The organism is Candidatus Egerieousia sp. (assembly GCF_056211015.1).
Genome location: NZ_JBAELF010000037.1, coordinates 1 through 21,655, shown reverse-complemented (window position 1 = coordinate 21,655; position 21,655 = coordinate 1). Strand labels below are relative to the sequence as shown.

Annotated in this window: 21 protein-coding genes and 1 tRNA gene; 14 read left to right on the top strand and 8 right to left on the bottom strand. The window is 46.9% G+C overall.

What is annotated here, in order from left to right; all coding sequences use genetic code 11:
• The first annotated feature begins 171 nt into the window (after positions 1-171).
• The 6 genes from AC06L3_RS02645 (at position 172) to AC06L3_RS02620 (ending at position 3,921) form a co-directional block, all read left to right on the top strand.
• On the top strand, positions 172-408 hold the full coding sequence (locus tag AC06L3_RS02645; RefSeq protein WP_475669075.1) for a tyrosine-type recombinase/integrase: 237 nt from the start codon (positions 172-174) through the stop codon (positions 406-408).
• Between the two features lie 43 nt (positions 409-451).
• Positions 452-1,255: a hypothetical protein gene (locus AC06L3_RS02640; protein WP_475669072.1), complete on the top strand. Its 804-nt coding sequence runs from the start codon at positions 452-454 to the stop codon at positions 1,253-1,255.
• Between the two features lie 323 nt (positions 1,256-1,578).
• Positions 1,579-1,869 carry a helix-turn-helix domain-containing protein gene (locus tag AC06L3_RS02635; RefSeq protein WP_475669071.1) on the top strand — a complete coding sequence of 97 codons (291 nt, stop codon included), beginning with the start codon at positions 1,579-1,581 and terminating at the stop codon, positions 1,867-1,869.
• Positions 1,866-2,369, top strand: a complete 504-nt coding sequence (locus tag AC06L3_RS02630) for a hypothetical protein (RefSeq protein WP_475669070.1) — start codon at positions 1,866-1,868, stop codon at positions 2,367-2,369. Before AC06L3_RS02635 ends, AC06L3_RS02630 begins: the two co-directional genes overlap by 4 nt.
• A gap of 54 nt (positions 2,370-2,423) precedes the next feature.
• Positions 2,424-3,359: a phage/plasmid replication domain-containing protein gene (locus tag AC06L3_RS02625; protein ID WP_475669069.1), complete on the top strand. Its 936-nt coding sequence runs from the start codon at positions 2,424-2,426 to the stop codon at positions 3,357-3,359.
• A 64-nt stretch (positions 3,360-3,423) separates the two neighbouring features.
• Complete coding sequence (locus tag AC06L3_RS02620) at positions 3,424-3,921, top strand: phBC6A51 family helix-turn-helix protein (RefSeq protein WP_475669068.1); 498 nt, start codon at positions 3,424-3,426, stop codon at positions 3,919-3,921.
• A gap of 128 nt (positions 3,922-4,049) precedes the next feature.
• On the opposite strand, the gene AC06L3_RS02615 is transcribed toward AC06L3_RS02620, so the two are convergent.
• Positions 4,050-4,131, bottom strand: a tRNA-Leu gene (locus AC06L3_RS02615).
• 826 nt (positions 4,132-4,957) lie between these two features.
• Here AC06L3_RS02615 and AC06L3_RS02610 point away from each other — a divergent pair.
• The 6 genes from AC06L3_RS02610 (at position 4,958) to pyrF (ending at position 11,705) form a co-directional block, all read left to right on the top strand.
• Positions 4,958-5,929, top strand: a complete 972-nt coding sequence (locus tag AC06L3_RS02610) for a metallophosphoesterase family protein (protein ID WP_475669067.1) — start codon at positions 4,958-4,960, stop codon at positions 5,927-5,929.
• Positions 5,930-6,115: 186 nt separating this feature from the next.
• Entirely contained in the window at positions 6,116-7,441 is a 1,326-nt protein-coding gene (gene tig / locus AC06L3_RS02605; protein WP_475669066.1) for a trigger factor, read from the top strand.
• Between the two features lie 98 nt (positions 7,442-7,539).
• A complete protein-coding gene (locus AC06L3_RS02600; protein WP_475669074.1) occupies positions 7,540-8,211 on the top strand; it encodes an ATP-dependent Clp protease proteolytic subunit in 672 nt (223 codons plus the stop codon).
• Positions 8,212-8,234: 23 nt separating this feature from the next.
• Positions 8,235-9,536 (top strand): ATP-dependent Clp protease ATP-binding subunit ClpX, encoded by a 1,302-nt coding sequence (gene clpX / locus AC06L3_RS02595; RefSeq protein WP_475669065.1) that lies wholly within the window; start codon positions 8,235-8,237, stop codon positions 9,534-9,536.
• Complete coding sequence (locus AC06L3_RS02590; RefSeq protein WP_475669073.1) at positions 9,530-10,879, top strand: dipeptidase; 1,350 nt, start codon at positions 9,530-9,532, stop codon at positions 10,877-10,879. The genes clpX and AC06L3_RS02590 overlap by 7 nt, the downstream gene beginning before the upstream one ends.
• A gap of 1 nt (position 10,880) precedes the next feature.
• Positions 10,881-11,705: an orotidine-5'-phosphate decarboxylase gene (gene pyrF, locus AC06L3_RS02585; RefSeq protein ID WP_475669064.1), complete on the top strand. Its 825-nt coding sequence runs from the start codon at positions 10,881-10,883 to the stop codon at positions 11,703-11,705.
• Here the strand turns inward: pyrF and AC06L3_RS02580 are convergent.
• From AC06L3_RS02580 to rsfS, 4 genes are read right to left on the bottom strand one after another with little or no spacing between them, the layout of a single operon-like run.
• Entirely contained in the window at positions 11,702-12,373 is a 672-nt protein-coding gene (locus AC06L3_RS02580; RefSeq protein ID WP_475669063.1) for a phosphatidylserine decarboxylase family protein, read from the bottom strand. The two genes, pyrF and AC06L3_RS02580, sit on opposite strands and share 4 nt — an antisense overlap.
• Before the next feature lie 21 nt (positions 12,374-12,394).
• Complete coding sequence (locus tag AC06L3_RS02575) at positions 12,395-13,249, bottom strand: phosphatidate cytidylyltransferase (protein WP_475669062.1); 855 nt, start codon at positions 13,247-13,249, stop codon at positions 12,395-12,397.
• Entirely contained in the window at positions 13,249-15,237 is a 1,989-nt protein-coding gene (gene ftsH / locus AC06L3_RS02570; protein ID WP_475669061.1) for an ATP-dependent zinc metalloprotease FtsH, read from the bottom strand. The genes AC06L3_RS02575 and ftsH overlap by 1 nt, the downstream gene beginning before the upstream one ends.
• 18 nt (positions 15,238-15,255) lie before the next feature.
• A complete protein-coding gene (gene rsfS / locus AC06L3_RS02565; protein WP_475669060.1) occupies positions 15,256-15,657 on the bottom strand; it encodes a ribosome silencing factor in 402 nt (133 codons plus the stop codon).
• Between the two features lie 88 nt (positions 15,658-15,745).
• Here rsfS and AC06L3_RS02560 point away from each other — a divergent pair, with 88 nt between their 5' ends.
• Complete coding sequence (locus tag AC06L3_RS02560; protein ID WP_475669059.1) at positions 15,746-16,552, top strand: biotin--[acetyl-CoA-carboxylase] ligase; 807 nt, start codon at positions 15,746-15,748, stop codon at positions 16,550-16,552.
• A gap of 8 nt (positions 16,553-16,560) precedes the next feature.
• Here AC06L3_RS02560 and rpe read toward each other — a convergent pair whose 3' ends face one another.
• The 3 genes from rpe to AC06L3_RS02545 are packed head-to-tail and all read right to left on the bottom strand — an operon-like array spanning position 16,561 to position 19,241.
• On the bottom strand, positions 16,561-17,220 hold the full coding sequence (gene rpe / locus AC06L3_RS02555; protein ID WP_475669058.1) for a ribulose-phosphate 3-epimerase: 660 nt from the start codon (positions 17,218-17,220) through the stop codon (positions 16,561-16,563).
• Positions 17,221-17,231: 11 nt separating this feature from the next.
• The gene (locus AC06L3_RS02550) at positions 17,232-18,146 is read right to left on the bottom strand and encodes an MlaD family protein (RefSeq protein WP_475669057.1); all 915 of its coding nucleotides are present in this window, start codon (positions 18,144-18,146) and stop codon (positions 17,232-17,234) included.
• A 6-nt stretch (positions 18,147-18,152) separates the two neighbouring features.
• Positions 18,153-19,241 carry an N-acetylmuramoyl-L-alanine amidase family protein gene (locus tag AC06L3_RS02545; protein WP_475669056.1) on the bottom strand — a complete coding sequence of 363 codons (1,089 nt, stop codon included), beginning with the start codon at positions 19,239-19,241 and terminating at the stop codon, positions 18,153-18,155.
• A 61-nt stretch (positions 19,242-19,302) separates the two neighbouring features.
• Here AC06L3_RS02545 and AC06L3_RS02540 point away from each other — a divergent pair.
• Positions 19,303-21,655: putative LPS assembly protein LptD (locus tag AC06L3_RS02540; protein WP_475669055.1), on the top strand; the 2,353-nt coding region annotated here is incomplete at its 3' end.

Genomic DNA, 21,655 nt, shown 5'->3' with positions numbered 1-21,655 from the left:
TGCAGGGTTCATAGCCTGTGATCCGTTCGAACTTATTGAAAACGTAATAAACAACAACGATCAAATCAAAGCAGTGAAGCTAGCCTTCGACCGGCTCGATCTGGCCGGAGCAGCGGCCTGAATCACTTGCGAAACTTGAGTGACCTTATTTTTGAATTACCAAGCCACACAATGTGCTTAAAGGCGTTGAGGCATTGGAGTACAAGAGCGGGCATTGATAAACATATAACGTGGCATTGTGGCCGCCATTCCTTTGCAACAAATCTTCTGGAGGGCGGGGCAAATGTTAAGGTGGTGGCTGACCTGTTGGGACACAGCGGCCTTACTTATGTTGAACGGTATGTAAGGGCTATTGATGAAAGCAAGAAGCGGGCATTGAATAGTTTGCCAACAATAGAACTGCAATAATATTCATAGAAACGGGAACGATAAACAAAGCAATTAAAACATTATGACAGAAGAAGAACTTAAGGAACTCAAGCAGGCCAACGATGGTAAAAATGGTTTTGAATTTGAAAAAGAATTTACAGAAAGTGAAGCGGTTGAAGCAGTTGAGAACATAAATCGGATTATTGGAATTTTTGGAATATCAAAAATTGCAGATGTCTTTTATCCTCACAGTGATAAGGATGCTTATATTGTTACTAAAGGGGAAGCACTATTATTTGCAGGAAATAGATTGCTTAACGGGTATATAGATGTAGATATGGATAGAGAGTTAAATCAAAAAGCAAGGCTTGTTGAATTACTTGTTAGACGGGATGAAAAGAACCGTTATCTTTTAAGATTGACGGGGGAGAGATTGTCTATAGAAAAAGAGGAACAGTTTACAAAAGAACGTGATGTTATACAAGAGGCTATTTTCAAGCTATTAAACCCGCCAAAGGCAAGCGGCCAGCCTCAACCAGAAGCCCCAGCATTACCAAAAGAATTGAACACAGACAAAGCACGGGTATTGATTGCCAAGACCGTTGAGGTGGGATTTATCACCGTTGAGGCGGGGCAATATATATGGAACGGGGAAAAGGTATTGTTGGCCTATTTTGCCGTGAAAGCCTCAGCCTATTTGGGGTTAAAAATGAAGTGTGGCACTTATGCCTGTTGGAAACCCTTTGAAGAATTATTTGCCACCTCTAATTTAAGAAATGCAAGGGGAAATTGGATTGACAAAACGGGGTACGGTTCAGATTTTCAGCCAACGGGGTATGAAGATATTGACACCCTGTTTATAGCCGACACCGAGGGGCAAAAGTGATTACATTGCAAACACAACAAAGTTTATATTTTCCACTTTTGTTGCTGGTTTGTTGCTGGTTTGTTGCTTGAATTACAACACAAAGATATAAACAACTATATATAAGCACTTTACAACATAAAACTACTTTCCATAGTGGAAAGAAGTAACACCGCCTAACGTTATGTTAACGTTGGGCGTTATTCTTTCTAATGCCTTATAACTTGCAGTTGTTTTCTTGAAACGGGAACAGTATGGCAAGCCCCGTGAAAAGGATGCAACGGCAAAGACGGGGGCGTGCTTGCCAGCACCCCCAGACAGCCAGAACCTCAACAGCAAACAATATGAGCAAAGAGGAAATTAAGGCTATCGCTGACCTTATAACAGCAAACATTATTATGTGTACCAAAGAAGTGCTTACCAGCGATGAGGCGGCACGTTATATGGGTATTTCAAAAAGTCACCTGTATAAGTTGACAATGAGGCAAGAGATACCACATTTCAAGCCCACAGGCAAGGTAGTATATTTCAACCGTACAGAGGTAGAACAGTGGTTGCAAAATAACCGTGTGGCAACCGTGAATGAAGCACAGGCACAGGCCGAGGCATACTGTAGGAAAGGAGGTGTGCAATGATACTTACCGACTACTACAAATTTGAAAAGGTGGCCTTGAAAAGTAAGTTAAGGATGGATTGCACGGCCTCAACACACAGTTACCAAGAATTTGAAGAAAAGCGGGCAACAAAGGTTACAGCCGCCACAGCCAGGCGGGATGCAACCGAGGCGGGCTGTCTGGTGGTGTACTTTGGTGATGTTCCAGACAACTTTAGCGGCAATGTGCACAGAAAGGCCGATAAAGCCATTACAATAAAGGGGCAAAACCTTTCCAGCATATTTGTACCAGACATAGAAAGCGGCTTTGCCTACGGAGATTTTAAGGGCACTAACGATGCATTGTTATTTGTGTTCCAGAACCTCAACACCATAGATGGCAGAGTACAGGCGGGCGGGGTTATTGAAGTGTTTGTTGCAAGGGGCAAAAGTAAAGACCGTGTGCCCCTGTATAATCTTCTCACAGATGGTGGCCTTGATGAAGAAATGGAGGCCTTAAGAGAACAGGCACAAACAGACTAAAAGGCCGTTTCCTATATTAAGACGTTTTTAGTTACCAAATCAGTAACCGCCAATATGTACGATACTGTATTTTTAAGGCTGACACAAGCCGAGGTTAACGGGGTTGATTTTCTGGAGGAAGTGCCCTGTTTTCTGGAAGATGTGGGCGAACATATCTACAGCGGTTTTCCATTCGTTACAGGCAACCTCAACGGGCTAAAGGTAACAGCCAACAGATACCAACTAAAGGTGAAAGATGGAAGCCTATGTAAATACCTGTTGGGTGACAATTTCCAAACAATGGGGCGGGGTGACACCCAGCGGGCTATAGAAAAGTTATCGGACACTTTGCACTTGCCAATGGGCAAGGCCATTGTTACCCGTATGGATATAGCCCAAAATTTCATAGTGAAACACCCGCCACAGGTGTATTTGAACCATTTGGGGGCGTTGAGGTATGCAAGCCGATTGCAAGAACCCAGCGGGCTATATTATAGCCTCAACGGTGGCCGCCTTTGCTTCTATGACAAGAACAAGGAACAGAAAAGCAAGCGGGAAGAAATACCAGAACTTTACAAAGGTAGAAATGTGTTGAGGTATGAAAGGCGTTACACCCAGAGAATAGCGGCCAAATTTGGGGTGGCCGAGGTAACGGGGGCAATGCTGTATAATGAGGCCTTTTACATTGAAGCCCTCAACAGGTGGAAAGCCGACTATCAAGCCATACAGAAGATAAATGATATAACACTTAATTTCCAAGCGATGAAAACCAAACAGGAACTTTACAAGATGGGTATTTTATCACTGACAGAACAGGCGGGCGGCCAAGTTGAAATGATAAACCAGATAAATGAAGCCCAGCAACGTGGGGAACTTACCAAGAAACAGGCCCATGATTTAAGAGCGGCCGTTAATGAGGCTTGTCAACTTAAAGAGGGGTTGACAGCCCCAAACGATGCAATACAGGAACTTGATAAGAAAGTGGCCGAGGCTGTAAGGTTTTACCGTTGAGGCCTAAACACGGTTACTAAATCAGTAACCAGATTTAACAAAAGTTTACAAAGTTTACAGGTATATGAGTAAATTGAAAAAGGAATTACAACAGGCGATAAGCCCAGGAGCAACACAGATAAACCAGCAAACAGGCCTTACACCGATACAGGAACAGGCAGCAATATTGTTGGCTTCTGGTGAAACAATAACCGCTGTAGCGGCCAAAATAGGCGTTAACAGGGGCACTATTTATGATTGGCAAGGTATTGTTACTTTTCAATGCTTCTTCAACCAGCAAAAGCACGATTACAAGGAGCACTTGAAAAACAGTCTGTTTGGCCTTACCAATGATGCATTAACAGCCGTTAGGAATTGCCTGCTTTCAGACAATGAGCCAATCAAACTGAAAGCGGCAACGTGGCTTCTGGAACGTGTGGCAGAGCAAACGGCAGGAGTAACAGATTTAAGGGCGGCACTTAAAGCCAAGCATACAAAAGCAATGGAATGGCCAGACTGTGATAATTTTGACAGAGTTGGATTTGAAAAAGATTGCCGCCAATATGGCATTAAACCAGATTGAGAGCCGACCGACAATCATAGGTTAACAAAAACCGACAAAAAACAACGTTTTTGGCTGATAGTACACTTTTAGTACACCAAGCCAAAAGATAACCCCCTCAAAATCAAATGATTATGAGGGGTTTTATGTGCGGGCGAAGGGACTCGAACCCTTACGCCGCGAGGCACCAGATCCTAAGTCTGGCTTGGCTACCAATTACAACACGCCCGCAACGTTTGTGACGGCAAATATAGAGTTTTTTCGTTTATCCGCCAATTTTGTTTTCGCAGTATGAGTTTTCAGATTTCTTAAACCGAAAATCACCGTCCACGCATGAACGTGCCATACCGCACTCTGGCAGTGCGAAGCGTGGACGATGAGGCAAAATTGTCTCAACCTCCACGCAAACTCACATCACAATGCCATTCAAGGCCAATATGCGTGGACGGTGATTTTCGACTTGAAGAAATTTTGCACGGAGCAAGGCCGTCAGGGCTGTTGCGCAGCGAAATTGCATGGGGGAGTGTGCGGAAGGTTTGCGCAAGTTGCAGAGACCTTCCGCAGTGGTCAAATGTAAGTATTTTATTTACAAGGTGTTGGAAAAAGCGAGTGCGGAAGGTCTATGCAAAAAGAGCAAACCTTCCGCAAGGGAGCGGGATTTCCGTAATGGGAGGAAGAATTCCTGGAGAGAAACACTTTGCCTGAACGATTTTCCTTATCTTTGTGTCAGAACATATTGATTCAAGCATTGCATTTATGCCAATGATAGCAGGAACTGACCGAAAATAGTGCTTTGACAAAACACGGGAATGCAGTGAAAGCATCGCGGACGAGATGTGTATACGCGAAGCGGCCAGTGAGAGTATGACATTCGCAAAGCATCGTGCACGAGAAGGGCATTTGCAAAGCATCGTGCACGAGAGGTGTATATGCGAAGCGGCAAGTGGGAGTGAGACATATGCAAAGCATCGTGAGGCAGAAAGATGAAAAGAACCAAGAAAGTGCGGTGGAAAGAACGAATCATAAATAGTAGGATACAATGAACAGGAGAGGCTTTTTGGGAAAATTTCTGGGGACGTGTGCTGCAGGGATGCTGCCTGCAAAACTGGTGGCAGGCGGACTTCAGGGGCGTTGGCTCAGTGCGGGCCAGGCAGAATCAGGTGCTGAAAGGGCGTGCATGGCGGATTTGCTGAACGGTGCAGGCCTGGAAGACATTCAGGCGAAAACCGTTCAGACCTATGTCTTCCTCTCGGACCTTCACGTCTGCAGGGGAGGCATTACTGAGGAGAAACTCAGGGCAAGGGTGGCAAAGATTCTGGAAATCAGGCCGGACAAGGTAATTGTGCTGGGTGATCTGGCTTATCGCACGGGCAAGGTGGAGGATTATGAGTGCGTGCGTGAACTGCTTTCTCCAATCCTTGAAGCAGGTATCGGTCTGCATCTGTGCCTTGGCAATCACGACCGCCGCGAGGAATTTTCGGAAATCTTCCCGGAATTCATGTCCGCTTCGCCTGTGCCGGGCAGACTGGCCGGTGTTGTCAACGGGCGTTTTGCCGATATCGTTCTGCTGGATTCCCTGAAGCAGGGTGCGGACACAAGCACCTGGATTGCTGATGGCGAGCTTGACGGGCCACAACTGGAATGGCTGAAATCCACCATTGAGAAGTGCAGCAGGCCGTTCTTTGTTGCCGCGCATCATCCGCTGGCAGATCTTGGAATCGGCAGGCTTCTGGCAGACAATCCGCTATGCGCAGGGTACATCCACGGCCACAATCACAAGTGGCAGACGGACTGGATAGAGCAGAACTGGAAGGCCCCCCGCATTCTGAGAACCCTCTGCATTCCTACTACAGGCTCCTGGGGAGACAACGGCTACACTGTCCTTTCTTTCCACAGCGATGGCGTACAGGCCTCGCTCTTCCAGGACGACTTCTACTTCCCTAAACCGCTTTCCGGCTCTGAACGGCCTGCTGTCTGGGACAGGGTTGTTGAGGACCATCAGGGTATGAAGTGCTCCTTTGTCTATTGAGCAATCCTAAGTTGCAATTGTTCTGCGCTTTTGTTACCTTTGCAGACTTTATGCGAAGTGTTGTGGTTGTGTCTGAACACTGACAGGTTCCGCAGCATGGCACTGGTTGAGAATTTGAAGTATTTACTGAGCCCATCGCAGTAGAAATAGAGAAAAATAATAACAAAATATTAATAAGTTACAACAATGAATATTACAAAGCAGGAGATTGATAATCTTACATTTGAACTGCATCTTAGCATTGAGAGAGAAGATTGCAACGAGAAAGTTGACAAGGCCCTGAGGGCTTTCCGCAAAACAGCCGACATCAGGGGCTTCAGAAAGGGTATGGCTCCTATGAGCATAATCAAGAAGATCCACGGCGGTTCTGCATTGGTTGACGCGGTTAACGAGCTCATTCAGGAGCAGTTGACAGGATATGTAAAGGATAACAAGCTCAGCATCCTTGGCGAGCCTCTTCCAAACGAGGAGAAGACAAAGGAGATTGATTGGGTTAACGACAATACCTTTGAGTTCGTATTCGACGTTGCTCTGGCTCCCGAGTTCGACGCTAAGATTTCAGCAGACGACAAGGTTGTAAGCTATACCATCAAGGTGGAGGATGAGGAAATAGAGAAGAGAAAGGAGAATCTTCTGAAGCAGTACGGCAAGCTCGACGCTACCGAGGCTGTTTCTTCAGAGGAGGATTTCATAGTTGCTGATCTGGTTGCAGGTGAGAACAAGGTTGAAGGCACATACGTTACCCTCAGGAACATGAGCGATGAGAGCAAGGCTCTGTTCATTGGCAAGAAGGCCGGTGACAGCTTTGACGTAAACGTTAACGAGGTCTTCACAAACGAGACAGACCGTGCGGCAATGCTTCACGTAAAGAAAGAGGAGCTCGCAAACATTGCTCCTGTTTACAACTTCACCATCAAGGAGGTAAAAACTTTCGTTCCTGCAGTTGAGAACGAGGAGTTCTTCAACAAGGCTTTCGGTGAGGGCGCTGTAAAGAACGCCGACGAAGCAAAGGCAAAGATTGCCGAGCAGCTCAAGAGTGAGTATGTGATAGAGAGCGATTACAGATTCACCCAGGACGTTAAGGAGTATCTCATCAAGAGAACGGACATTAAGGTTCCTGAGCAGTTCATGAAGAAGTGGCTCTTTGCCATGAACCAGGGCAAGGTTACAATGGAGGATATTGACAAGGAGTTTGATTTGTTCCTCAAGGATTTCCGCTGGCAGATCATCCGCGAGAAGATCATGAAGGAGAACAATCTCGAGCTTACAGACGAGAAGGTTCTTGAGGCTGCAAAGAAGATTGCTTCCTATCAGTTTGCAATGTACGGAATGAACAACGTTCCTGAGGAGCAGCTTACAAGCTACGCTCAGACACTTCTCAACAACGAGCGCGAGGGCCGCAGAATATATGAGAAGAGCGAGGAGGACATGGTGATTGCATTCATCAAGGAGAAGATCACTCTCGAGCCAAAGGAGATTTCCATAAGCGAAATCAGCAAGCTGAACAACTAATACAGAACAGATTCAAAGGGGAGACAAGCCCGCCAGCGCCTGAAGGGAACTGCAAAAGGACTTTCTCTCCTTTTATTATATACAAAACTGATATGGCCATGGTAACTGAATTCGAGAAATTTGCAATGGGGAACTGCGGAATCAGCTCCCTCAATCTGCACAGATTCAAATCTGTTCAGAACAATTACATCAACCCTTCGATCATTGAGGAAAGACAGATGAACGTTGCTGTCATGGATGTCTTTTCACGTCTTATGATGGACAGAATCATCTTCCTTGGAGTTCCGATTTCAGACGACGTGGCAAACATCATACAGGCACAGCTCCTTTTCCTTGAGTCAACGGACCCAAAGGCTGACATACAGCTCTATATCAACTCACCGGGCGGCAGCGTATATGCCGGCCTTGGCATTTATGACACAATGCAGATAATAGAGCCCAAGGTTGCAACCATCTGCACAGGACTGGCGGCTTCCATGGCCTCAGTGCTTCTTGCAGCCGGTCACAAGGGCATGCGCAAGGCGCTTCCCCATTCAAGGGTTATGATTCATCAGCCTCTTGGCGGTGCGCAGGGCCAGGCTTCCGATATTGAAATTACGGCACGTGAGATCCTTGCTCTCAAGCAGGAACTCTACGAGATACTCTCAAAGCACTCGGGACAGAGCTACGAGCAGATAGTCAAGGACGCAGACCGTGATCACTGGATGACCGCCCGCATGGCAAAGGAGTACGGCATGATTGATGATATTCTTTCAGGAAAGGCCAAGTAATTCATTCATATTTTTCTACTGCGATGGCAAATTCCAAGAAGGACAGGAAATGCTGCATGCTTTGTGGAAGGCAGGAGGATGAAGTCCCGATGATGCTTTCCGGCAACGGATGCTATATATGCAGTGACTGCGTTGAATCTTGCTACTATTATCTTGAAGGTGTTTTCAAGCAATATGGAATACCTTTCGGCAAGGACCGGGCAGGCAGGCAGGACGGCAACAAAGCTCTTAAAACTCCTGGCAACCAGGCTGGCGGAAAGGATAAACTGCTCAAGCCAAAGGAGATAACTGCATTCCTGGATGAATACGTGATAGGTCAGGACGAGGCCAAGAAATTCATTTCCGTTGCCGTTTACAATCATTACAAGAGATTGAAATGGTTCCGTGAGAATCCGGATGCAAAGGACCTGGAACTTGAGAAGTCAAACATGCTCCTGGTTGGTCCTACAGGAACAGGAAAGACTCTTCTTGCTCGCACAATAGCAAGGATGCTCAACGTGCCTTTCACAATCGTTGACGCAACCGTGCTTACCGAGGCCGGATATGTTGGTGAGGATGTTGAGTCAATACTTGCCAGACTGCTTCAGGCAGCCGATTACAATGTTGAGGCAGCACAGCGCGGAATCGTTTTCATTGACGAGATAGACAAGATAGCCCGCAAGAGCGACAACCCATCCATCACCCGTGACGTATCAGGAGAGGGAGTTCAGCAGGCAATGCTCAAGCTCCTTGAGGGAAGCATTGTAAATGTTCCTCCACAGGGCGGCCGCAAGCATCCCGAACAGAAGTTCGTGGAGGTTGATACCAGGAATATACTGTTCATCTGCGGAGGTGCGTTCGAGGGGATTGAAAGGAAGATTGCTTCAAGACTCAACACACAGGTGGTAGGATACGGCGCTCAGAAAAAGGTGGAACGCATAGACAAGGAGGACCTTCTCCAGTATGTTGCTCCTCAGGATTTGCGCGCATACGGTCTGATACCTGAAATCGTGGGCCGTCTGCCTGTTGTGACATACCTGCATCCGCTCACTAAGGAGGCCCTGCTGGATATCCTTACCAAACCCAAGAACGCTTTGGTAAAACAGTACGAGCAGCTGTTCGCAATGGACGGAGTGAAACTTGAAATAAAGGATGATGTCCTTGAATTCATTGTTGATACCGCTATTGAATATAAACTGGGTGCACGTGGTCTCCGCTCCATATGCGAGGCCATAATGCTTGACGCAATGTACTCAATACCTTCAGAAAGAAAGAAGGCATTCACCATTACACTTGATTACGCAAGGGAAAAAGTAGCTAAATTCACCGGAAACTTACAATTATGAAACAGTATATAGAACAGAACAAGGACAGATTCTTCAATGAACTCTTTTCATTGATAAGAATACCTTCCGTAAGCGCTCAGCCTGAGCATAAGGAAGACATACAGAAATGCGCCGGAAGGCTGGTTGAACTTCTGATGGCAGCCGGAGCAGACAAAGTGGAGATTTACCCTACCAGCGGAAATCCTGTAGTATTCGCACAGAAGACAGTGGATCCTGCCGCTGAAACCATCCTGATTTACGGTCACTACGATGTGCAGCCTGTGGACCCCATAGAGCTGTGGAAATCGGATCCTTTCGAGCCTGAAATCAGGGACGGAGCCATTTATGGCCGTGGCGCCAATGACGACAAAGGCCAGCTTTTCATGCATCTGAAGGCTTTCGAATTTTTGAATTCAAAGGGCCTGCTGAAATATAACGTGAAATTCATATTCGAGGGTGAGGAGGAGATAGGCTCTCCTTCATTGGCATCCTGGGTTGAGCAGAACAAGGAACTGCTTGCCTGCAACATCATGCTCGTTTCAGATACAACAATGATAGATGAGAAGATTCCATCAATAAATGTAGGAATGCGAGGCATGGCGTACTTCAATGTAACGGTTCAGGGAGCCAACAAGGACCTGCATTCCGGACATTTCGGCGGAGCAATACTCAATCCTATAAACACACTCTGCAAGATGATAGGCTCGCTCATAGATAAACGTGGAAGAATCACAATCGGGGGATTCTATGACAACGTGGTTGAACTCACTGCAGAGGAAAGGGCAATGTTCGCACGCGCACCTTTCAATCTGGAGGAATACAAGAAGCATATAGATGTTGAGGAAGTGTTCGGCGAGGAAGGTTACACCACTCTCGAGCGCACCGGAATACGTCCTAGTCTTGACGTTTGCGGAATCTGGGGCGGATATACAGGAAAGGGCTCCAAGACAGTACTGCCAAGTCTGGCTCACGCAAAGATTTCAATGAGACTGGTTCCGAACCAGAGCCCTGTTGAAATTGCACAGAAGTTCGAGAAACATTTCCTGTCAATTGCTCCAAAGGGCGTGAAAGTTACCGTGGAAGCTCTCGAAGGAGGCAGCGGTTTCCTCATTCCTGTATCTTCAAAGGCCTACAAGGCAGCCGAGAAGGCAATTGAAAAGGTATATGGAATCAAGCCTGTTCCAAGCCGCGGAGGCGGAAGCATTGCTATACTTGCAAAGATGCAGCAGCTCCTCAAAGCGGATCCGCTGCTTATGGGATTCGGACTTGAGAGAGATACAATCCATTCACCTAACGAGAGTTATCTGCTCAAGCAGCTGTTCGGCGGAATGGAATCGATTGTTGAATTTTATTTGAATTACTGATATGAACAGCAAGCAGCTTTTTGAAAAAATCCTTGAGAAGAGAAGCTTCCTCTGTGTTGGACTCGACACAGACTTGAAACTCATTCCGCAGTTTCTTATGGGGGAGGAGTTTCCAATCTTTTCTTTCAACAAGGCGATAGTTGATGCAACAGCTCCCTATACGGTTGCATACAAGCCGAATCTTGCCTTCTATGAAGCATACGGAAGCAAAGGCCTGCAACAGTTCGAGATGACAGTGGAGTACATCAAGAGGAATTATCCGGATATTCTCGTGATTGCGGACGCAAAGCGTGGCGATATAGGCAATACTGCCGCAAGGTATGCCGAAAGCTTCTTCAATGCATACAACTGCGATGCGGTAACTCTTTCTCCTTATATGGGAAAGGACAGCGTGGAGCCGTTCCTTGGAAAGGAAGGCAAATGGGCCGTTGTGCTTGCCCTAACTTCAAATAAGAGCGCAGACGATTTCGAGCAGCTGGGACTGGCAGATGGTAAGCCGTTGTTCAGGCAGGTGATTGAAACAGCATGCACCTGGGGCAATGTTGACAATCTGATGTTTGTTGTTGGGGCAACCAGGCCTGAGAAACTGAAGGAAATAAGGAATTTCTGCCCGGATCATTTTTTCCTTGTTCCTGGAGTCGGTGCGCAGGGTGGCACGGTTGAGGAGGTTGCCGAGGCTGGAATGAACGCACACTGCGGCCTTCTGGTCAATTCTTCCAGAGGAATCATATATGCTTCAAAGGATGCCGATTTTGCAGGTGCTGCGGCTGAGGCGGCAAGGAAGATGAAGGAAAAGATGGACCTTGCCCTGAAGAAGATATCTTAAGCTTTCTCCCTTTCAGGAAGTTCGGCAATAACGGTACGGCAGGCTTTTACAGTCTGCCCTTTTTTTACCATAATCTTTGCGTCAAGAGGCAGGAATATGTCAACTCTTGAACCGAACTTTATAAAACCAAGTTCACTGCACTGGTTGGCGTGCTCGCCTTCCTTGGCATAGTACACAACCCTTCTTGCTATATAACCGGCAATCTGCCTGAAAAGGACATTGTCTCCGTTGGAGCACTTCACTGCAATGGAGGTCCTTTCATTCTTCTCCGATGATTTCGAGTGGAAGGCCACAAGATATTTGCCATCGTGGTACTTGGAGTAAACTATGGTTCCTCCAACAGGGAAGTAGTTGGCGTGAACGTTGAAAATGCTCATGAAAGTGGATACCTGAATGCATTCGCCTTTAATGAATTCGTTCTCCTTGACTTTCTTCACTCTTACTATCTTGCCGTCGGCGGCTGCAATCACCAGGTTGTCGCCCAATGTGGCCACCCTGTTGGGGCAGCGGAAGAATCTTACAATGATAAGGAATATCAGCAGTCCTATGCCTGCTATTATGTGGCTTGCCGTTGTGTTGCCAATGATTATGTATGCCAGAGCAACAACAACGGCCGCTATGGCAAATGTGCTGGCTATGATACGGTAACCTTCTCTGTGTATATGCATAATTTTTATCTTTTTCTTCTTTTATATTATCCCCAGCAGTATTCCCAGAGCAATGGCCGCAGGGAATGCAATCAGGGAACCGTCCAGCCTGTCAAGCATACCTCCGTGTCCCGGAATGATGTTGCTTGAATCCTTCACGCCGAAATTGCGCTTCAACTGAGATTCAACAAGATCTCCGAAGATTGCTCCAACAGCAATCACAAGTGAAATCAATATTGAATAAGCAAGAGTTGTTTCCAGAATATTGTACATCCATAACAATATGGCGGTAATTATTGTGGTTGCAACACCACCCCAGAATCCTGCCCAGGACTTCTTTGGCGATACGCTTGGAAACAGCTTCCTTGATGTCTTCTTCTGTCCGAATGCGGTTCCTATGCAGTATGCTCCAACATCGCAGCTCCAAAGCATAATGAAAAGGCTCAGAAGGAAATGTCCGCTGAAACCGTAGTTCATTGTAACGGCATTGCAAACAAGCATTGAAGGAACGGCTATATAGGCAATTGCCATGAATTCATAGCCTATTGCATCAAATCCGTTAGACTTTCCATCGTGAACATTGTACTCGCTTATGAACAGGTTTGATACAACCAGAGCGCATAGCGGGAACACGGGAACCAGCAGCCATCTGGCTCCAATGATGTCCCAGGTGTACAGGAAGTACGCAATGAGAAGTGCAATGCAGGCGGTGAAGATGAGAATCCGTTGCAGTTTCCTTGTTCCGGCCAGATGCGTGAATTCCCAAAGGAGCATTGTCATGAAAATTAAAGTCATTGCAAAAACTGTCCAATGACTGCACAGGCAGCAAACGATTACTGCAAGCACGAACACCGCGCCGCTTATTGTCCTCACGACCAACTCCTTTGACCTGCCCATTATTTTGTATTCAGTATTTCAGTTTTTTCTTCAATTGTTTCATCAGAAGATTCATCGGCAATCTCCTCCGCTGCTGTATCCGCTTCATTTGCAGTAGCATCAACTGCCCTAGGCCCGAAAATACGCTCCAAGTCCTCTCCGAATATCACTTCGCGGCTTATAAGCAGTTCCGCCAGTTCAACGAACCCGTCCATGTGCTCCCTTATGATTGAGAGTGCGTTTTCGTGTGCCTTGTTCAGGAGAAGTTTCGCCTCTGAGTCTATAAGCTGTGCTGTCTGCTCACTGTATGGCTTATCATACATTGGCATCTGCTGTGAGTCGTAATATGAGAGATGGCCTATCTTTTCGCTCATACCATAATAAGTTACCATGGCGTAAGCAAGCTTGGTTGCCCTTTCAAGGTCATTCAACGCACCGGTTGCAATGGTACCGTTGATTATCTCCTCAGCTGCGCGTCCGCCCATAAGGGAAGCCATCTCCTCAAGCAGCTGCTCCTTTGTGCTCAGAAGCCTTTCTTCAGGGAGATACCAGGTTGCTCCTAGCGAAACCCCTCTTGGAATGATGGTTACCTTGAATACTGGATCTGCATTCTTGAGGAACCAGCTTACAACTGCGTGTCCTGCCTCGTGGTATGCTGTGGTCTTCTTCTCCTCAGGTTTGAATATTCTGCTCTTCTTTTCAAGACCGCCTATTATTCTGTCAACCGCATCAAGGAAATCCTGCTTGTCAACCAGGGTCTTGTTCCTTCTGGCAGCAATGAGCGCCGCCTCGTTGCAGACATTGGCTATATCCGCACCTGAGAATCCCGGCGTATGCTTTGCAAGGAAGGTACGGTCAAGATCAGGGTCTAGCTTGAGATTCTTCAGGTGAACGTCAAAGATTGCTTCACGGTCCTTCAGTTCGGGAAGGTCAACATAAATCTGGCGGTCGAACCTGCCGGCTCTCATAAGGGCCTTGTCAAGTATGTCTGCGCGGTTGGTGGCCGCAAGAATGATAACGCCTGAGTTTGTTCCGAAACCATCCATTTCGGTAAGCAGCTGGTTCAAGGTGTTCTCTCGCTCGTCGTTTGAAGAGAAGCCTACATTCTTGCTTCTTGCCCTTCCAACGGCATCAATCTCGTCTATGAATACAATGCAAGGTGCCTTCTCCTTTGCCTGCTGGAACAGATCCCTTACTCTTGATGCACCAACTCCAACGAACATTTCAACGAAATCCGAACCTGAAATTGAGAAGAAAGGAACGTCCGCCTCACCTGCAACGGCCTTTGCAAGCAAAGTCTTGCCTGTGCCAGGAGGGCCAACAAGCAGCGCGCCTTTAGGAATCTTTCCGCCAAGTGCGGTATATTTCGTTGGATTCTTGAGGAAGTCAACGATTTCCATGACTTCCACCTTTGCCTCTTCGAGACCGGCTACATCCTTGAATGTGACCTTGTTGAGCGAGTCCTTGTCAAATACCTTGGCCTTTGATTTGCCAACGTTGAACACTCCGCCGGGACCGCCGCCCGCGCTCTTCGAGAAACCTCTGAACATCAGGAACCAGAAAACCAGAAGAATAACCGGGAATATGAGCCAGTCAACGTATTTCCAGTAATTGGCTTCCTCGCTTATCTCAATCTTGAATCTGTTGTCAACAGGAAGAGCCTCTCTGGCTTCATCGAGTTTGTCCTCGAAATTGAAATTCTCCGATACCTTGAAGAAGAAATGAGGACCGTATTCCGGTGTCTTTCCTCCGAAATAATTCTTGTATTTCTCAAGACTCTCCTTCTTGAGCGTGATTTCCGCCTTGCGGGAATTCGTGTAGAAGCATATTGATTTTACATCGCCTGAAGGAATGATCCTTTCCTTCACGTCGGTCCACTCGGTCTGCACAGGGTCACCACCGTTGGTTCCCATGAACAGCTGGTATAAAAGGAAAAGGAGGATAGGAACGTAAATCCAAGCCAGATTGAACCCCCTTCTTTCTTTTCCGTTGTTTTTCTTTAAATCCATTGCAATAACTTTAGATTGTTAATCATCTTCGAACTTCTGTATCGGAGCGTCTGCCCAAAGTTCTTCGAGGCGATAGAATTCGCGGTATTCTGTCTGGAAAATATGGATTACAATATCGGTGTAGTCCAGGATTATCCATACCGCATTCTCCCTTCCCTGCTGTCTTACGAGTTTCCTGCCCGCCTTGACAAGCATCTGCTCCTCTATATTGTCGGCTATTGCTATAACATTCGTGCCAGAATCAGCGTTGCATATTGCAAAATGATCACAAATGCCTGTTCCAATGCTCCTCAGGTCCAATGTGCATACTCCTTTTGCCTTTTTTTCAAGCATGGCATCAGTGATTATTTCCAAATCCGTCTTTGGTTCTGCCATTTTTGCAGATTCCGCTGTTTCCTTCTTTGATACTTTTCTAACCATATTTTTACCTTTAACTTACAAAGATATCATTATTTTTAACAAAAAATGATTTTATTTGCACAAACGAATCACATAGCTTCCACTATCGATGGATTATGAATTTAAAATAGAACATTTCCGGACTCTGGACTCCACTTCCTCCTATCTCCAGCGCAGTCTTCAGTCCCGGTCCGGCAGCCTTGACCCAGGCATCTGGCAAGTCTGCTCAGCCGATTTCCAGACAGCTGGAAGGGGGCAGAGAGGCAACATCTGGACCAGCGGAGCAGGTGAGAACCTCCTCTTCTCCATACTCTTCCATCCATGTGAAATACCTGCCTCAGGGCAGTTCGTGCTCACTGAAATCTTTTCACTGGCGATGGTTGATTTCTTCAGTCAGCAGGGCGTGGAAGTTCTCATCAAATGGCCGAACGACATATACGCAGGCGAAAGGAAGATATGCGGAATGCTCTTTGAGAATTCACTTTCTGAAGGCCTTGTCTCCACTTCGATAGTTGGAATAGGAGTGAACCTGAACCAGACAGACTTCGGAACCTCAATAGCCAATCCCACCTCGCTTGCAATTGAGACCGGCAAGGTGGCCGACAGAAATCAGTCATTGTCCGAACTGCTCGTAATGCTTCTTGCTAGATATGAGAATTTTGCAAACGGCGCTGTTTCCAGGGAGGCGCTGCATGCGGAGTACCTTTCAAAACTTTTCCGATACGGTGAATTCCATAAGTTCCAGAAACTGACGGCAGGCCCTGATCCTCTGAATGTAAGCTATGCCAACAGCACATTCGAGAACGTTTTTGAAGCCAGAATTTCCAATGTAAAGGAAAACGGCCTCCTCGTTCTGGAGAACAGGCAAGGCCGTGAAACCGAGTTTGCTTTCAAGGAAGTCAGGTTCCTTCTTTAGAAGTCCGTTCAGCGGGCTTCCTTCATCAGGCGGATGTATTCTTTTGGATTTTCAGCCTTGAACACTGCACTGCCGGCTACAACCATATCGGCTCCGGCATTCATCAGGCTGGCAACGTTGTCCTTGTTCACGCCGCCGTCAATCTCTATGAGAGTGTCAAGTCCGGCCCTGTCTATCATTGCGCACAGTTTCTCAATCTTGCCCATTGTTGCAGGTATGAACTTCTGACCGCCGAATCCCGGGTTCACTGACATAAGAATCACAAGGTCCGCCATGTCAAGAATGTCTTCGAGCAATGAAACAGGTGTGTGCGGATTCAATGCAATGCCGGATTTCATGCCACAGCTCTTTATGAGCTGCAATGAGCGGTGAAGATGCGGGCAGGCCTCATAATGAACGCTCAGCCAGAAGCATCCGGCTTTTGCAAAGCGCTCCACGTATCTGTCCGGCTGTTCTATCATGAGGTGGGCTTCCATAGGCTTGCGTGCAATCTTTGAAATTGCTTCAACTACAGGGAACCCGAAGGAGATGTTGGGAACGAACATTCCGTCCATTATGTCAAGGTGAATGAAATCGGCCTGTGAATCGTTTATCATATCAATGTCCGCTGCTAGATTGCCGAAATCCGCATTGAGAACGGAACTTGTTATCAATATGCTTTTATCCATTTTTCAATTTATTAGAATACGGAGATCTTTATGAATTTTTTAGGGTTTTCTTCAACTTTCTTAATGAATCCGTTTATGCTGTTGACAAGGGAGTCAACGCTGTTGTGCAGATCGTCGCTTGTCATCAGCCTGCCTATGGAGCCGTTCGGATCCTGAAGTTTCTCGGCAAGGAGACGCAGCTGTTCCACTGTCCGGCCAATGTTGGCCTCGGAAAGTGAATGAACGAATTTCTGTGCATCGGCCAGCGTGGTGTCTATTCTTTGGGAATTGTCGGACAATGTGCCGGATACATTGTTCAGATTGTCTATCAGTTCGCTTATCTGAGGCGATTTCGCGCTCAGACTGCCGGAAAGCCTGTTGAGGTTTGCCATTGTAACGTTCAGATTGTCAAGGCTTCTGCGCAGGTCCTCCTTGCGCTCGTTGTCCATCACCTCATTCAGGCTTGCAACAAGTTTGGCGCCTTCTGCCAGCAGCAGCTGCAGTTCTTCACTTATAGGACCTATCCTGTCTCCAAGTTCGGACATCAAGTCCGGAACATTCACGCACCTGAGAGTGTCTCCCGGGTGCAGGTATTCATTGGATGTACCAAGTACAATCCTCAGCCCCATGTTGCCGAGCAGGTTTGCGGTGTATTTCTCCAGGTACGAGTCCTTTGGAATGCTGTAGCCGGATTTCAACCTCAATGTGAGAACGAAGTCACGCTCCGCTCCGTTGAAATCTATCTTCTCGATTGTTCCTATCTTGAGGCCCTTGATGTCAACCGGAACAGTGGCGGCAATACCTGTAACATCTTCTATGCTTGCGTAGTAACGAACCCTGTCTCCCAGGATGTTCTCGGCCTTGAGGAATCTCACCATGGCGTATGCCGCCACAATTATCATTATGACGAACAGGCCTATGGTCCGTGTCTTGTTCAAAAATTTCATAAGCTGTTACTTAATAATCTTTCCGTCCTTTATGTGAACCACGAATGCGCCCTTGAACTCTTTTCTGAGTGTTGCAGCCTGAGCTGCGGCTTCATTCCTGCTTGCAAAGTTACCAATTATATATTTGCATACCCCATTGGCGTGTATCATTTTTGCATCTTTCCTTCCCTTAAGGTCTGATGAACCTTTTTTCAGAGCTTTGGTAACTGAAAGAATCTGCACGGCGAAATATTCTTTGGATGCTGGCTTTTCCGGAGAGACTTCCGCTGAAACGGTTGGAACGGAACCATCGCCGGTGGAATATGAGCCTTCCACTGAAGCCTTGTAATCGCAGAATGCGTTGAAGAGTGATTCCGCTATGCGGGTTCTTCCGGCGGAACTTATGAGCAGCTGTCTGTCGGCCTTGTTGGAGAGAAAGCCTATTTCTGTGAGGATGGCCGGCATAGTGCATTGCCATAGTACCAGAAGGCCTCCCTGCTTGACTCCGCGGCTATATTTTATAGGACTGCTCTTACCGTAGTTGCGCTCTATGATTTCCGCAAGCTCCAGGCTTGATTCAAGATGAGTGTTCTGGATGAGTGAGAATATGATGTAGGACTCGGGACTGGACGGGTCGAAACCTTCATATCTGGCCTGATAGTTGTCCTCCATAGTAATTACGGAGTTTTCGGCTTTCACAAGTTCGAAGTTGGCATCGCTCTTTGACGTACCCATTACAAAGGTTTCTGTTCCGTGCACTGAGGTGGCTTTGGCTGCGTTCACGTGTATGGAAATGAACAGATCCGCCTTGGCCTTGTTGGCCATTGCGCTTCTGTCTGCAAGGTCAACGAATTTGTCTGTGGTGCGGGTGTATATAACGTTGATGTAGGGGAACTTCTCCTTTATTGACGTGCCCAGCTTGAGCGCTACGTCAAGGACAATTTCCTTCTCCTTGTATTTTCCTCCTGCCCAAACGGTTCCTGGATGCCTGCCTCCGTGACCGGGGTCGATTACAATGGTTTTCAGAGCGAATGAGCCGTTGCCGTATGCGCTTGCAGCGTTTGGTACGCTTGTTGCCAGCAGGATGATCAGTAAAGCAATCTTGATTGAGCGCATAAAATATCCAATATTGTTTTGTATATTTGCATTTTTACAAAAGTAGTGATTTTTTGATAGAATGCCATTGAAGGCCGCCAAAATACTTAAAAGACTTACGGTTGTTGCAGTAATCTGCGCAGTTGCAGCACTGACTTTCAGCGCGTCTGCTGCAGGTTCGTCTGCAAGTTCCAGGGCCCGCTCGTCATTGAGGCCGTTGGCTGCACTGCTGGACACTCTACGTGATACCATTCCTGTGATCAAGGCGGTGCCTGATACCGTTGCTTCAGGAATCAGGGATACTCTTGTGATTTCGGACTCGTTATACGCAGACACTACAAATCATGCAAGCATAGACTACCCTGTCTTTTCAGTGGCCAGGGATTCCTGCCTTGAGGTGTTCGAGGACGGTAAGAGAATGATATATTTCTACGGCGACATCTCCGTGAAATATGAAGATCTGGAGATAAAGGCCGAGTATATGGCTTACGATATGGAAACCAAGACGGTGTTTGCCAAAGGTCTGCCCGATACCACGGGAAATGTCATTGGCTCTCCTGTAATGAAACAGGGGCAGTCCGAGTTCTCGATGGAAAGCGTCTATTACAACTTCGAATCCAAGAAGGCCAAGATCAGGAATATGATAACCCAGGAGGATGAAAGCTTCATCCACGGTAATTATTTAAAGAAGATGCCTGACAATTCCATTAACATTGCTCAGGGAAAATATACCACCTGCGATCAGGAGCATCCGCATTTCTATGCAAGAATGAGTACCGCCAAGGTTATTAATCAGGGAAAGGACAAGAAGGTGGTTTTCGGACCTACGATGCTTGTTGTTGAAGATGTTCCTACGCCTATAGTGCTGCCGTTCGGATTCGTTCCGAGCATGAGCAACAGAAGCGGTGGTCTGCTTATGCCGTCGTTCGGTGAGGAAACCGCCCGTGGATTCTTCATGAGGGGACTGGGGTACTATTTCGTCTTCGGAGATCATTTCGATATGACCGCCACGTGTGATATTTACACCAAGGGCTCCTGGAAGGGGCAGCTTGCATCCAGATATAACAAGAGGTACGGTTACAACGGCAATTTCAATATAGAGTATTCAAAAGATATCTTAGGAGAGAAGGGCTTCCCTGATTACGAGGAAATGAAGAACTTTTCCGTTCAATGGTCACATGCAATGGATCCCAAGAAGAGGCCGGGTACAACTTTCAGGGCATCGGTCAACTTCTCGAGTCCATCCAACAGCAGGTACAATTCAACAAGCATAACGCAGGCGCTCACAAACCAGATTTCATCTTCGATTTCGTATGGAAAGACTTGGGCAGGCACTCCTTTCAGCCTCACCGTGAATGCCACGCACAGCCAGAATTCACGAGACAGTTCGTATGCCGTTACCTTCCCTAATTTCACTTTTACAGTGAACAGGATATACCCTTTCAAGAAAAAGGAGAGGGTAGGCAAGGAAAAATGGTATGAAACCTTTGCTTTCAACTATCAGCTCTCTGCAGACAACAAGGTGAACTTCAAGGCTTCCGAATTCGGAAAGCCAGAGTTTTTCAAGAAGATGCAGAACGGTATGAGGCATACGTTCACCATAGGTCTGCCTACATTCTCATTGCTCAAGTACATTACCGTTTCTCCTTCTGTGAATTATGGAATGAACTGGTATTTCAACGATATGGAAAAGGTGTTCAATGAACACATACAGAGAGTTGAGAACGTAAAGTCCGATCCTTTCACAAAGCTGGGAATCACGCAGACTTTCTCCGCAGGCTTGAGCCTGAGCACAAGAATATATGGTACTTTCATGTTCGGAAAGAAACGTACTGTTGAAGCAATCAGGCACATGATAACCCCTTCAGTTTCCTTCAGCTTCCAGCCTGAGATGGGAACAGCGGCCAATGGTTTCGCTACTTTGAACTATATAGACAAGAACGGAGTTCAGCATGTGCTGGATTACAACAGGTATGAAGGTCAGATATACTCACCGCCCGGACGTGGAAAGAGCGCATCAATGTCCTTCTCCATTGGAAACAATGTGGAGGCAAAAGTGCGTGACAGGAAGGATACTACCGGAACGGGCGTGAAGAAAATCAAGATCATAGACCAGCTGTCAATAGGCGGAAACTACAACTTCCTTGCCGATTCCTTCAAGCTTTCCACTATTAGTGTTACAATGACCACTTCCGTGTTCGGAAAGATGGCCATAAATGCGAATGCCGTCCTGGATCCATACGACATCAATTCGCAGGGAAGGCGAATAAATGAATTCATCATATCCAACAAGGGCGGTTTCCATCTGGCCAGACTTACCAATGCATCCCTTTCAACATCGTATTCGTTCTCGGGCGAAGGCAAGGGCCGCCTTGGTGCCAATGCACAGCCCGGGAAGGGAAATGGCTCAGGAACGGAGTCCGATGATTCCAACG

What these genes read in the sequence shown, in the direction of transcription:
- AC06L3_RS02645 (WP_475669075.1), top strand. Translation starts at nt 172, where the DNA reads ATGTGCTTAAAGGCGTTGAGGCATTGGAGTACAAGAGCGGGCATTGAT.
- AC06L3_RS02560 (WP_475669059.1), top strand. Translation starts at nt 15,746, where the DNA reads ATGGATTATGAATTTAAAATAGAACATTTCCGGACTCTGGACTCCACT.
- AC06L3_RS02620 (WP_475669068.1), top strand. Translation starts at nt 3,424, where the DNA reads ATGAGTAAATTGAAAAAGGAATTACAACAGGCGATAAGCCCAGGAGCA.
- AC06L3_RS02545 (WP_475669056.1), bottom strand. Translation starts at nt 19,241, where the DNA reads ATGCGCTCAATCAAGATTGCTTTACTGATCATCCTGCTGGCAACAAGC.
- rpe (WP_475669058.1), bottom strand. Translation starts at nt 17,220, where the DNA reads ATGGATAAAAGCATATTGATAACAAGTTCCGTTCTCAATGCGGATTTC.
- AC06L3_RS02580 (WP_475669063.1), bottom strand. Translation starts at nt 12,373, where the DNA reads ATGCATATACACAGAGAAGGTTACCGTATCATAGCCAGCACATTTGCC.
- AC06L3_RS02575 (WP_475669062.1), bottom strand. Translation starts at nt 13,249, where the DNA reads ATGGGCAGGTCAAAGGAGTTGGTCGTGAGGACAATAAGCGGCGCGGTG.
- rsfS (WP_475669060.1), bottom strand. Translation starts at nt 15,657, where the DNA reads ATGGTTAGAAAAGTATCAAAGAAGGAAACAGCGGAATCTGCAAAAATG.
- AC06L3_RS02625 (WP_475669069.1), top strand. Translation starts at nt 2,424, where the DNA reads ATGTACGATACTGTATTTTTAAGGCTGACACAAGCCGAGGTTAACGGG.
- AC06L3_RS02550 (WP_475669057.1), bottom strand. Translation starts at nt 18,146, where the DNA reads ATGAAATTTTTGAACAAGACACGGACCATAGGCCTGTTCGTCATAATG.
- AC06L3_RS02635 (WP_475669071.1), top strand. Translation starts at nt 1,579, where the DNA reads ATGAGCAAAGAGGAAATTAAGGCTATCGCTGACCTTATAACAGCAAAC.
- ftsH (WP_475669061.1), bottom strand. Translation starts at nt 15,237, where the DNA reads ATGGATTTAAAGAAAAACAACGGAAAAGAAAGAAGGGGGTTCAATCTG.
- AC06L3_RS02600 (WP_475669074.1), top strand. Translation starts at nt 7,540, where the DNA reads ATGGTAACTGAATTCGAGAAATTTGCAATGGGGAACTGCGGAATCAGC.
- clpX (WP_475669065.1), top strand. Translation starts at nt 8,235, where the DNA reads ATGGCAAATTCCAAGAAGGACAGGAAATGCTGCATGCTTTGTGGAAGG.
- AC06L3_RS02640 (WP_475669072.1), top strand. Translation starts at nt 452, where the DNA reads ATGACAGAAGAAGAACTTAAGGAACTCAAGCAGGCCAACGATGGTAAA.
- tig (WP_475669066.1), top strand. Translation starts at nt 6,116, where the DNA reads ATGAATATTACAAAGCAGGAGATTGATAATCTTACATTTGAACTGCAT.
- AC06L3_RS02630 (WP_475669070.1), top strand. Translation starts at nt 1,866, where the DNA reads ATGATACTTACCGACTACTACAAATTTGAAAAGGTGGCCTTGAAAAGT.
- pyrF (WP_475669064.1), top strand. Translation starts at nt 10,881, where the DNA reads ATGAACAGCAAGCAGCTTTTTGAAAAAATCCTTGAGAAGAGAAGCTTC.